The following is a 12,290-nucleotide window of genomic DNA, read 5'->3' as shown; positions in this document are numbered from 1 at the left end:
CGTTGACCCCGGTGTTAGCGCCAGTAAGGGTCGAACGCCTTGTAGGTTTCGGCCCCGGTGAGCATCTCGGCGGCGCTTTCGTCTACGACAACCTTCGCGGCGTTGTGCAGCTGCAGTGCCGATGCCGGGCACGATGCGGACAGAGGCCCCTCGACGAGTGCTTGTACCGCGTTAGCCTTCGCCGGGCCAGTGGCGATAAGCACCAGGTGGCGTGCCTCAAGGATGGTGCCGATGCCCTGTGTCAGGGCTTGGCGCGGGACCTCGTCGGCAGAATCGAAGAAGCGTGCATTGTCCTCGATCGTGCGTGGATGCAGGTCGATGAGACGGGTACGGGAGCGCAGCGAACTCGTCGGCTCGTTGAACGCAATGTGTCCGTTTGCGCCAATGCCGAGAATTTGGATATCTACACCGCCCGCGTGGCGGATGGCGTGGTCGTAGGAGGTAGCTGCTGCCTGGGGGTTGGCGGCCTCGCCGTCGGGAGACGCAACGGACGAATCCGGAATATCGATAGAGCCGGTGAACTCGCGGCGGATCGTCGAGTAGTAAGACTGCTCGTGGTCACGAGGGATGCCGTAGTACTCGTCCAGCAAGAAGGCCTTGCAGTTGGCGAAGCTCAAGCCTTCTTCGCGGTGTCGGCGGATGAGCTCTTTATAGGTTGGGTTGGGTGAGGATCCGGTCGCAAGGCCGATGGTGGCGCCTTGGCGTGCGAACGGCTCGATGCAATCGGCGGCGTATGTGCCGACTTCCTCGGGGGTGCGTCGAATGATGATGTCCATGAGGAGCAACTTACCCGCTCGAACTGCTGCGGCTGCGATTAGCTATGCAAAGCGCGCGAGGGCCATAATGAAGACTCGTGACGAACTCAATTGGTTGGACCCTGCATGGCGACGGACGCCATGTGAAACCCGGGGCTGTTGTCGCTCCCGACGAACGACTGTCGTGGTCGCGCACCATCGGCATCGGCATGCAGCATGTGGTGGCTATGTTTGGCGCAACACTGCTGGTGCCCACGCTCACTGGCTTCCCAGTAAACACCACGTTGCTGTTTTCCGGACTTGGCACGATTATCTTTCTGCTGATCACCCGGAACCAGTTGCCGAGCTACCTCGGCTCTTCTTTTGCCTTCATCGCCCCGCTGACCGCGTCTCAGCAGTATGGCATTGGATCGCAACTCGGTGGCGTGCTGCTGACGGGTGTGGCGCTCATCCTTGTCGGCGTGATCGTGCAAAAAGCCGGCAAACGCGTCATTGACGCCGTAATGCCCCCTGTAGTCACAGGTGCGATTGTGGCGTTGATCGGCTTTAACCTCGCACCGACTGCGGTCAGTAACGTACAAACCCAGCCTGCTGTTGCAGGCGTGACTTTGCTGACCATCGTGGTGGTCACGGTTGCAACTCGCGGGATGCTTTCCCGACTGTCCATCCTGATTGGTGTGTTGGTGGGTTGGCTCTTCGCCGCGCTCACTGGCGGTTTGAGCGAGGACGCGCTGGCCACCATCGGTGACGCCGCCTGGGTTGGCCTGCCGCAGTTCCACACTCCGGAGTTCCACCTTTCTGCCGTGCTAGTGACACTTCCGGTGCTTGTTGTGCTCATTGCTGAAAACGTCGGACACGTCAAGGCGGTCGCCGAGATGACCCACCGCAACCTGGACCACATGCAGGGCCGGGCACTGATCGGCGATGGCATCGCCACGACCCTGGCGGGTGGCTTCGGAGGCTCCGGCACCACTACTTACGCAGAAAACATTGGAGTCATGGCCGCGACCAAGGTGTATTCCACCGCTGCATACTGGGTGGCCGCCACCTTTGCGATCATCCTCGCGTTCATCCCGAAGTTCGGCGCAGTCATCTTCACCATTCCTGCCGGCGTGCTCGGTGGCGCGTGCCTGGTGCTCTACGGCCTGATCGGCATGCTTGGCGTGCGAATCTGGCAGGACAACAAGGTCGACTTCACTGACCCGGCGAACCTCACCGCAGCTGCCGTCGCGCTGATTGTCGGCATCGGCAACCTCACCTTCGAGGTCGGGCAGGTCACCCTGGAAGGCATCGCCCTCGGCTCCGTCGGCATCATCGTTATCTACCCGCTGATGCGGTGGGCTTACGACCATATTGGTGAAGGCCAGTTCCGCTAACCTCACCCATCAAAAAGACTACGCCCGGGCAACCACAGTGGTTGCCCGGGCGTAGTCGTCGCTAAGCAAGAAGCCTTTACTCGTCGTCGAGATTTTTCGCGATCAGTGCGGCGATCTTCTCAACCGCCTCGGCATTATCAGAGGTGACGATGACCTCATCGCCGTGCTCTGCACCCATCGCCATGATCATGAGCGAGGACGCAGCATCAGTCTCATCGTCCTCGTCGCCGCCGACCAGGGTAAGCAGGATCTCGTCATCGTACTCACCAGCAGCGTCCGCAATCACCGTCGCCGGACGAGCGTGCAGACCAACCGTGGAACCGACCTTGACCGTCTTCGAAGCCATAATGCAACTTTCCTTTCACGCGGTTTTTCAAGAATGCGTTTTGCAGTCGAGTGTACGCCCTTGTGCTTAAGCCGACACGAGTTCTTCCTCGCGTTTCGCAGCCTTTCGGATCTCATCGTTAGGCCACCACTGTTTGAGCGCCACAACAGCGAGCGTTGCCACCGCGACACCGGCAGCCAACGCCACGAGCATGCCCCACCACGGGTGGTAGGCGAAGATCACAAACACGCCACCGTGCGGTGCCTGCGCACCCACGCCAAGGGCCATCGAGACCGCACCTGCGGTTGCGCCGCCAAGCATCATCGAAGGGATCACACGGAACGGATCTGCAGCTGCGAACGGGATCGCACCTTCAGATACGAAGGACAGGCCCAGCAGCCAGGCAGACTTTCCGTTCTCCTGCTCAGCCGGGGTAAACAGCGAGGAACGCAGGAAGGTGGCGATAGACAGCGCGATCGGCGGCACCATGCCCGAGATCATCACCGCAGCCATGATTTCGTACGCACCCTGGGTACCCGCAGACAAGCCAGCGGTGCCGAACAGGTAGGCAGCCTTGTTCACCGGGCCACCCAGGTCGAAGCACATCATCAAGCCGATAATCACGCCAAGCAGCACGGCAGACGAACCGGACATGGACTCCAGCCACGCGGTGAGTCCTTCCATGACAGCGCCGAGCGGACGGCCCAGCAGCAGGAACATCAGTACGCCGATGATCAGCGATGTCAGCAGCGGGATGATTACCACCGGCATGAGCGAGCTCAGCCAGCGCGGAACCTTCCAGGTCTGAATCCAGTGGGCGATCACACCTGCGAGCAAACCGGTGATCAGGCCACCGATGAAGCCAGCGCCGACCATCACGGAGATTGCGCCGCCGACGAAGCCAGGCGCGATGCCGGGGCGCCCAGCGAGTCCGTAGCCGATGTAGCCGGACAGTGCCGGCACGACGAATTGCATAGCCATCTGCCCAGTGGCGAAGAGCACTGCGCCGAGGTAGAGCAACCAGCCGGAGCGCCTGAACGCAATGAGTTCGCCGTCCACAGTGATCTGATTGCCAGGCAGGTTAGTCGGGGAGTGCTCGGTGACCAGTGCCTGCCAGCCATTCGCCATGTCCGCGCCGCCGAAGAGGAATCCGAGGGCCAACAGCAGGCCACCGGCGGCGACGAACGGCACCATGTAGGAAACGCCGGTCATGATCGCCTGTTGGATGCGCTTGGGCCAGCTCTGTGTCGCGGCAGACGCGGTGTCGTCACTATCTGCCTTCGACGCTGCAGCTACTCGAGGTGCGTTTGGGTCCTTCGATGCGGCGATCGCCTCATCGATCATCGCGTCAGGTTCGTTGACACCACGCTTGACTGGACTGTCGACCACGGGCTTACCCGCGAAGCGACTCTTTCCGCGAACAGCGACATCATGGGCGAAAATCACCACATCAGCGGAATCGATAAACGCCTGGTCGAGCGGATCCCCACCGGAGGAGCCTTGCGGCTCGACACGAAGATCAACATTGTCGCGCTTGCTAGCTGCTTGCGTCAGTGCATCCGCTGCCATGTAGGTGTGTGCAATGCCGGTCGCACACGATGTGACCGCTGCAATACGAATTGGCGCATTGCTTTGCGACGACACCACCGCATCGGCCTTCTTCTTCGGCTCAGCCTTCTTCGGTTCAGCCTTCTTCGGTTCAGCATTGACCACGCCGTGCACAAGATCCACAATCTCCTGCTCGGACGCGGCGGAGCGGAGGTTATCAACGAAATCGCCGCGGATCAGTGCGCGGGCGAGCTTCGAGAGAATCTTTAAGTGTGCCTTGCCGCCGCCTTCAGGTGCTGCAATGAGAAACACCAGCTCGGCGTCACCGTCGGGGCCGTTGAAGTCAACAGGGTTGGACAGCCGGGCAAACGCAAGCGTGGGTTCGGTGACAGCGGCACTACGGCAGTGCGGGATAGCGACCCGTCCGTTCACGCCGGTGCCGGCCTTAGCCTCGCGCGCGACGGCTGCCGCAGCCACCGCTGCGGCATCAGTCGCACGGCCAGAATCTGCGATACGTGCAGCGAGCTGGCCAATGACATCGGAGGGAGAAATGCCAAGGTCAGCATCAAGCGTGACAAGTTTTGGCGTGATGAGAGGTTGATTCACGTTGTCTTCTTTCATGCAGTTATACGGGGAACACGTGAGTGTGTTCAAGGTCGATATCGGAAGGAGAGGGGATGCCAGTGCCCGGCAGCGACGCCGCAGCCGAGCCGTACGCCACTGCACGGCGGAGGCACTCGGCTGGTTCATCCCCGGCGATCCGTGCCATCAGGTAGCCAGCCAACGAACTATCACCAGCGCCGACGGTTGAGAGCACCGTGACTGGAGGTGGGGTCGCCGCCCACGCACCAGCGCGAGTAACTAAGCATGCACCGGCGCCGCCTAAGGTGACCAGTACTTCGTTGACCCCGTGGTCAATCAGTTTCTGTGCTGCCGAAACGGTGGCGGCGTAGTCGCCCTCGGAAGCGCTGCGCTCCAATGCGCTGCCGTCGCCACCGGTGAGCTGCGCGAGCTCAAACGCGTTTGGCTTCAACACGTCCGGCGCGCTCGTATCGAGTCGCTCACCAATTGCCTGCAGCGGTGCATCGGAAGTATCCACTGCGACCAGCGCGCCAGCATTAACCCGACGGATGCGCTCCACAAGATCTGCGTACCAGTCAGTTGGGACACCAGGGGGAAGCGATCCTGCAAGAACGACGGCTTCAGCGTCTGCGACGACTGAATCTATAGCTGATTCAACGGCCGCCTTTTCGTCGTCGCAAAGCCTCGCTCCTGGTTCGTTGATCTTTGTCGTTGTTGCGTCATCTTCAACGATCGCAGTATTGGTTCGCACCGATGCCGCGATAGCAACGGGGTGAAACTGCACCGGCAGTTCACGGATGACGTCCGCAAACGGATCGGAGGGGGCACAGGGGGCAATCGCGATGGTTCGAATGCCCGCTTTGGCACACGCGTGCGCGACATTGACCCCTTTTCCACCCGCCTCTTTTCGGGTCTGGGAAATCCGCGCAACCTCACCGCGTTTAAGCACGGGGACGTTTACGGTCACATCCATGCTGGGGTTTGGGGTGAGGGTGACTACCCGCACCGTGTTCTTTGTGCTGCTCACACAACCAGTGTGTCCGACTGTATCCGTTTTTGCAACGAATCCCACACAATCGGAATTAGTGTGTGCTGGATGTCACCGGCGCAAGAACGACCTCAATATCATTGCGCTCGAGATCTTCGAGGAATGTCTCAGGTGCACCACTATCGGTAATGACGATGTCGATGGCATCGAGGGGTGCGAAACTGACAAGGTAATCGTTGCCGATCTTCGATGAATCACACAAGACCACGACCTTCTGGGCATTTGTGACCATGGCCGATTTCACGGCTGCTTCCTGAGAATCGGCGGTAGATAGGCCGTGGTCAATCGTCAGAGCATTGGTACCAATGAATGCGACATCGGCGCGGAGCAATGCCAACGTTCGAAGTGCAGTCGCACCAACTACCGCTTGCGTAATTGCACGAACTGACCCTCCAAGAAGCTGTACGCCATCAAGGCCTGCGGAGGAAAGATCCAGGGCGATTGGCAGCGAATTTGTCACGATAGAGCAGTCTTGAGCGCGGGTGCCCTCGCAAAGCAACTGTGCAAAGTAACTGGTTGTAGAGCCAGAATCCAGAAAAATCGCGGCGTTGTCGTGGCGGGGGAGAAAATCCAGTGCAGCTTTCGCGATCGCGGTTTTCGCATCAGATGCCGCACGAGACCGGGCATCGAGCGGGAGTTCAGAGGTGAGAAACGCTTGGTTTGCAACAGCACCACCATGTACGCGGTGCACAATCCCATCGGCGTGAAGTGCGGTGAGGTCGCGGCGGATCGTTTCGGCAGTGACATCGAACTTCTCCGCGAGTTCAGCGACGCTCACCCTGCCTTCCACAGCAGTAAGTGACGCAATCTGGCGTTTGCGCTCCTCGGCGTACATCGCACTCCTCAAACGTTTTGGTCGGAGTACTCAGTATTTCAGACATTCATGCCCGGATGTCTGCGATTGTGTTTGTTTTGCCCCTAAAGGAGGGCAAATTCCCGCTAAAGGGTGCGGAAAACGGAAATAACACGCCCCATGATCTCTGCGTTATCGCCCTTGATTGGGGCAAACGCATCATTGTGGGGAAGGAGCCACACACCGGTGGAATCGCGGTGGAACTCTTTGACTGTCGCCTCGCCGTCAAGCAATGCAGCGACGAACTCGCCTTCCTCGGCAACAGGCTGCGAACGTACAACAACCCAGTCGCCGTTGAGGATGCCGGCATCGCGCATGGACTCTCCAACAACCTGAAGCATAAAAACGTCGCCATCACCGAGTAGGTCGCTAGGAAGTGGGTAATAGGTGTCGACGTTTTCTTCGGCCAGGATAGGTGCACCAGCTGCTATTTGTCCCAAAACTGGAACGAAACGCGCGGGAGTCGCGTCCTCGGGCGTGTCCTGCTGGGGGGTTTTGCGCTTCGGTTTGGTTGTCTGTTGCAGGTGGCGCAGATCCACGGCACGCGGCTTATTGGGGTCGCGGCGCAGGAAGCCCTTCTTCTCCAGTTCCTTGAGCTGGTATGCCACGGATGAGGTTGATTGCAGCCCGGTAGCGTCGCCGATCTCACGGATGCTTGGCGGGTAGCCGCGGAGCACAACGGCGTCTTGGATGACCTGAAGGATTCGACGTTGCCTGTCTGAAAGTGTGCTCATGTCGAGATTGCCTGCGTCAGATTTTTTCTTTGCCACCGCTCTTCCTCTTTCCGCGTGTCTCTGTTTCTAGGTCTGTAGGCATAGAACCTACCAGAGAGGGCAAGTTTGTTCGATATTTTCCGCTTTGGGCTAGACAGTGTTTGCTCGCTTTGCTATAAATCGAACATGTAAGCGGAATCGAACATACAAACGATTACATATTCGAACATGTCGAGTGCATTCGTACAGTGGTGCACGAGATTGAAGGAGAGTGAAATGTCGGTAACGATTAATCCAGCAGTGAACAGTGGGTATGGGAGCGATTGCGGTGTATCTCGGACGCCTCGGTTAGCGCAGCCGGTCGAGGTGTGGGACCTTAATCCAGGACGAGATCGTAGCGGTGTTTATAGCGGTGTTCGAACGCTTGACGTTATTGATCGAAAAGGTGAGCGTACAGAGAACCTAGGTTATGGACGTCGGGAATATGTATCTGAGGCATTCGAATCTCACCGCGAGGGCAAGGAAGGTTTCGTCTTAGCAGCGTTGCTGACTGGAGCGCTTTTAGCCGGCTCTGCGTTTGGTGGAGTGTTTAGTGATGCAGACCAGGTGCCGGGATCGTCCCAGCCGGTTTTCATCGCAGACTCTGAGGCGGTCCGCTAGAGGGGTATTCTGAGCCCTATGTATTGCCCCTTCTGTCATAACGAACAGACCAGAGTCGCTGACTCCAGACTTGTCGAAGCAGGCTCTGCAATTCGCCGTCGCCGTGAATGTACAGAATGCGGTGGTCGATTCACCACTGTTGAAAACGCGGTACTCACCGTCGTCAAACGTAATGGAGTAAGTGAGCCGTTCGACCGCGACAAGCTCATCGTTGGTGTGCGGCGTGCATGTCAAGGTCGGGACGTTTCCGACGATGCACTGAAGCGCCTCGCACAAGAAGTCGAAGAAATCGTGCGTGCGCAGGGCAGCTCGCAGGTTCCTGCTCACGAGATTGGTTTGGCAGTACTCGAGCCACTTCGTGCGCTTGACGAGGTTGCATACCTGCGCTTCGCATCTGTGTATAAGTCGTTTGAAAGTGCCGACGATTTCGAGTCGGAAATCAGGCTTATGCGTCGGCGCGACCGCGAAGAATATCGCTAGCGCAGCGCATCAATTTTCTTCTCAATCCGGCGCTGGCTGACCGGTCGGGGAGTGCCAAGTCGCTGCGCGAACAAACTGACCCGCAACTCCTCAATGAGCCAAAGAATATCCTTGTAGGCCCGCGTCTTCGACCGTTGTGTGGGAAGTCGCTTCATATGATCAGCAAGGTAGCGTTTCACCCCATCGACAACTTCCTGGCGGTCAGCATCTCGGTCCGGGTCCAGACGCATATCCTCCAGCCGGATCCGCATCGCATCGATATAGCGCGGCAAATGCTGCAAGTGCTGCACCCCATGAACCGTTATTGCGTGACGGGGGAGGTAGAAGACGAGCTGCGAACGCATGTCATCAATCGCAGGCCCCTCCCACTGATCGAGCTCCACCGAAATGTCGGCGTACGCGGCAAGCGCTGGAGCAGTGTTGACCACAGCACGCCTTACACCACCCGAGACCTGTGGCTTAATCTCGGCGAGAAGGGCGTCGAACTCCTCCGGAGTGCGCACCGGCCCCCCGTGCGACATCATCAGATCACGAATCACTGCTACACGAGCATCCTCGACCAGGCCATTTGCTCCGCCGTGGGGATAGCGGTCAACAGCGACCTTGTGGCGCAGCGGTAGGCCCTTGGTCATCTGCTGCGCATTAACGCTGATTTCGCGCAACAGCAACGTCAGTGTCGCAGTGACCATCGACGCGTCGGCAGCAGCCTTCGTCGGGTGCACCGTGACCTTGACACCGTCTTTTGTAGCTTCGAGTGCTGGGTAAGCATCAACCTCGTTACCGTCGATTGTTGTGGTCACAGTCTCCGGTACAGCGCCGAGCGAGTCCGACGTCCACTTTTTTACAGACTCAGACTCCGATTGGCGTCCAGCTTTGGATACAGACGACTTAATCTTGCCCGCCTGACGGCGTTTTAACGCTGCGAGATCCTTGTCGTGGTCGACGATCTTGCCGCGGCGGTCGATTGCCGCATAGGTAACCTGCAAGTGCGGTGGCAACGCCTGGGGGTTGAAATCCGTGGCGTTAATACCGCGGCCACCAACGCTTCGAAGCGCATCGGCGAGCGCTTCAGTAAACGGGATGTCCGTGTTGACGTCCTCGGGCATTACCTCGAGTGCACGCTGCGCAAAGTCGGGGGCGGGGACGACGGTTTTACGTAACGCCTTCGGTAGGGTGCGGATCATCTCGGCAGCGAGTTCAGAGCGCAAGCCTGGGACGAGCCAATCGAAGCCGTCAGGGTCAAGGTTTGCCAGGAGTGGCACGGGTACCTCGACAGTGACTCCATCAAACGGGTCGCCCGGTTCGAACTTGTAGCGCAGTGCGTATTCCACGGAGCCCTGGCGCTTGGCCTCGGGAAAGGCGGTCGCAGAGGCGTCAACGTTGTCGTCGTCAAGCAATGCGTTCGGATCGAAGTCCAAATAATGCTTGTCTTTCGCACGCTGTTTCTTCCACCACGAATCAAAGTGGCGAGCGGTGGTGACATTGTCGGGCAGGCGAGCGTCGTAAAAGTCGAACAACGTATCTTCGTCGACGACAAGGCCGCGGCGGCGAACCTTTTCCTCGACCTCGGCTGCTTCCGCAAGCAACGCTTCATTGTGGTCGATGAACTTATGGTGACGGTTCCAATCGCCCTCCAGCAGCGCGTGGCGGATGAACATTGTGCGCGCAGCGGCAGGATCCACCCGGTGGTAGGGAACAAGCCGATCACGCACGATGGTCACGCCGTAAAGCATGGATTTTTCGTGGACCATCGCTGCGGAACGCTTACGCGACCACACAGGTTCCGAATAGGAGTGTTGGAGCAGGTCGCCGGCGGCACGCTCAACCCAAGCAGGTTCGATCTTGGCTACGTCACGAGCCCAGAGCCGTGACGTTTCGACGAGTTCAGCGGCCATGAGAAACTCCGGAGGCCGCTTAGCCAGCGACGAGCCGGGAAAGACCATAAACCGTGTCCCGCGCGCTCCCTGAAACTCTTTGGAATTGCCGTCACGCGCGCCGATATTGGAGAGCAAACCAGTCAAGAGCGACTGGTGGACTGCAGCTGCATCGCGCTCACCCGCGACACTATCGGCGGGAGACCAGCCGAGCTGTCGCTCCACGTCGCGCAATTGGCGGACAAGATCGCGCCACTCACGGATGCGCATGTAGTGGAGGAACTCGCGCTTCATACGCTTACGGAATGCGTTGCCGGACAGCTCGTCGCGGGAATCGCCGATGTAGTCCCACAGTTTCAGCGATGACAGGAAGTCGGACTCTTTGTCCTTGAAGCGGGCGTGTGCTTGGTCGGCCTGGGCCTGGTACTCCAAGGGGCGTTCTCGAACATCCTGGATGGTCATGGCTGCGACGATGACAGTGACGTCATCAAGCACGCCGAGGCGATTGGCCTCCACCAGCATGCGGGCCATCTTGGGGTCCACAGGAATGCGGGAAATATCGCGGCCAACGTTGGTGAGGGTCGGTGCGCCACCACGTTCTTTTTGCGAGATCGCCCCCAATTCGTGCAGCAGCATAAGTCCGTCGCGGACCGCCTTATGGTCAGGCGCCTGGATGAAGGGGAACTCATTGATATCCCCAAGCCGCAGCGAGATCATCTGCAAGATGACTGACGCCAAGTTTGTGCGCAGAATCTCCGGGTCAGTGAACTCTGGGCGCGCTTCGAAGTTCTCCTCCGAATACAGGCGGATGGCAATGCCGTCGGCGGTACGGCCCGATCGGCCCGAACGCTGGTTCGCGGAAGCCTGGGAGATTTCCTCGATAGGCAGACGTTGGACCTTGGTGCGTGTCGAATACCTCGAGATACGCGCCAGGCCAGTGTCCACCACATAGTGGATGCCCGGCACGGTCAGAGACGTTTCGGCGATGTTTGTCGACAACACAATGCGACGACCCGAGTGTGGGGAGAACACACGGTGCTGCTCCGCGTTGGAGAGGCGACCGAACAGCGGAACAACCTCAACGCCACGCCAGTGCTGCTTCTCAATCGCCTCCATGCAGTCACGGATGTCGCGCTCTGAAGAGAAGAAACACAGAATGTCGCCGTTGCCCTCACCCATAAGTTCTTTGCAGGCGGCGACGACACCGTCGATCATGTCGGTGTCAATCTCCTTGATGGAGCCGTCTTTTTTCTGAATCTGCTCAACCAGTGGTCGGTAGCGGATTTCGACTGGGTAAGTACGCCCGGAGACCTCGATAATCGGAGCTGGGTTGCCCTCGGCGTCGGCGAAGTGGCTGGCAAATGCCTCCGGGTCAATGGTCGCAGATGTGACAATCACCTTGAGGTCCGGCCGCTTGGGCAGCAGTCGCTTGAGGTAGCCCAGCAGGAAGTCGATGTTGAGTGAGCGCTCGTGGGCCTCGTCGATAATGATCGTGTCGTACGCGTTGAGGAAGCGATCGCGCTGCATCTCTGTGAGCAAGATGCCGTCCGTCATCAGCTTGACCGCAGTAGACGGGGTTACTTTGTCGTCGAAACGAATGGCGTAGCCGACAGATTCACCGATGTCCTGGCCGAGCTCGTCGGCGATGCGCTCCGCAACGGTGCGAGCGGCGAGTCTGCGCGGCTGCGTGTGTCCAATCAGTCCACGCCGGCCACGCCCCATCTCCAGCAGCATCTTTGGGATCTGGGTGGTCTTGCCCGATCCCGTCTCGCCGGCGATAACAACGACCTGGTTGTCGCGCACCAGTTCCATGATGTCGTCGCGGCGCGCAGACACCGGCAGGTTTTCCGGGTAAGTAATTTCAGGGATCAGAGCATCGCGCTTCTCGACGACACCCCGTGCCCTCTCAATATCCTTCCCAATCGCCCGCAGCGCATCCGGCGCGCTCGCATTTTTGAGTCGCCTACGGAACCGTCGAACATCCGCAATCGGTACAGCATCGAGCGCATCGTAGAGCTGCGGCTTCGGCGGGGCGGGGGAGGAGGAAGAATGATCAGTCATAGCCAGAGGCAGAGC

General features: G+C 59.1%; 9 protein-coding genes. 2 read left to right on the top strand and 7 right to left on the bottom strand.

The features are described from left to right. Positions 1–14: 14 nt before the first annotated feature. Complete coding sequence (gene nagB / locus HMPREF2656_RS07695; protein ID WP_070422335.1) at positions 15–776, bottom strand: glucosamine-6-phosphate deaminase; 762 nt, start codon at positions 774–776, stop codon at positions 15–17. Between the two features lie 77 nt (positions 777–853). Between nagB and HMPREF2656_RS07690 the strand changes: the two genes are divergently transcribed. Continuing rightward, positions 854–2,131, top strand: coding sequence for a uracil-xanthine permease family protein (locus HMPREF2656_RS07690; RefSeq protein ID WP_070422336.1), 1,278 nt, complete (start codon positions 854–856; stop codon positions 2,129–2,131). Between the two features lie 76 nt (positions 2,132–2,207). Here HMPREF2656_RS07690 and HMPREF2656_RS07685 read toward each other — a convergent pair whose 3' ends face one another. The 5 genes from HMPREF2656_RS07685 to lexA all read right to left on the bottom strand — a co-directional run bounded on the left by HMPREF2656_RS07685 (position 2,208) and on the right by lexA (position 7,221). Beyond that, complete coding sequence (locus tag HMPREF2656_RS07685) at positions 2,208–2,477, bottom strand: HPr family phosphocarrier protein (RefSeq protein WP_070422337.1); 270 nt, start codon at positions 2,475–2,477, stop codon at positions 2,208–2,210. Positions 2,478–2,543: 66 nt separating this feature from the next. Next, positions 2,544–4,610: a PTS fructose transporter subunit IIABC gene (locus HMPREF2656_RS07680; RefSeq protein WP_141761039.1), complete on the bottom strand. Its 2,067-nt coding sequence runs from the start codon at positions 4,608–4,610 to the stop codon at positions 2,544–2,546. 19 nt (positions 4,611–4,629) lie between these two features. Next, positions 4,630–5,613, bottom strand: coding sequence for a 1-phosphofructokinase family hexose kinase (locus HMPREF2656_RS07675; RefSeq protein ID WP_256381253.1), 984 nt, complete (start codon positions 5,611–5,613; stop codon positions 4,630–4,632). Positions 5,614–5,668: 55 nt separating this feature from the next. Next, the gene (locus tag HMPREF2656_RS07670) at positions 5,669–6,469 is read right to left on the bottom strand and encodes a DeoR/GlpR family DNA-binding transcription regulator (protein ID WP_070451043.1); all 801 of its coding nucleotides are present in this window, start codon (positions 6,467–6,469) and stop codon (positions 5,669–5,671) included. 104 nt (positions 6,470–6,573) lie between these two features. After that, complete coding sequence (gene lexA, locus HMPREF2656_RS07665; protein ID WP_083284773.1) at positions 6,574–7,221, bottom strand: transcriptional repressor LexA; 648 nt, start codon at positions 7,219–7,221, stop codon at positions 6,574–6,576. 657 nt (positions 7,222–7,878) lie between these two features. Between lexA and nrdR the strand changes: the two genes are divergently transcribed. Continuing rightward, positions 7,879–8,340, top strand: coding sequence for a transcriptional regulator NrdR (gene nrdR, locus HMPREF2656_RS07660; protein WP_070422341.1), 462 nt, complete (start codon positions 7,879–7,881; stop codon positions 8,338–8,340). Here nrdR and hrpA read toward each other — a convergent pair. Further along, a complete protein-coding gene (hrpA, locus tag HMPREF2656_RS07655) occupies positions 8,337–12,275 on the bottom strand; it encodes an ATP-dependent RNA helicase HrpA (RefSeq protein ID WP_070816253.1) in 3,939 nt (1,312 codons plus the stop codon). The two genes, nrdR and hrpA, sit on opposite strands and share 4 nt — an antisense overlap. Between the last annotated feature and the right edge of the window lie 15 nt (positions 12,276–12,290).

Source organism: Corynebacterium sp. HMSC034B08 (assembly GCF_001835805.1).
GTDB classification, from domain to species: Bacteria; Actinomycetota; Actinomycetes; order Mycobacteriales; family Mycobacteriaceae; genus Corynebacterium; species Corynebacterium coyleae.
The sequence above is the reverse complement of the archived record's forward strand: the minus strand, read 5'-3'. Positions and strand labels throughout refer to the sequence as shown.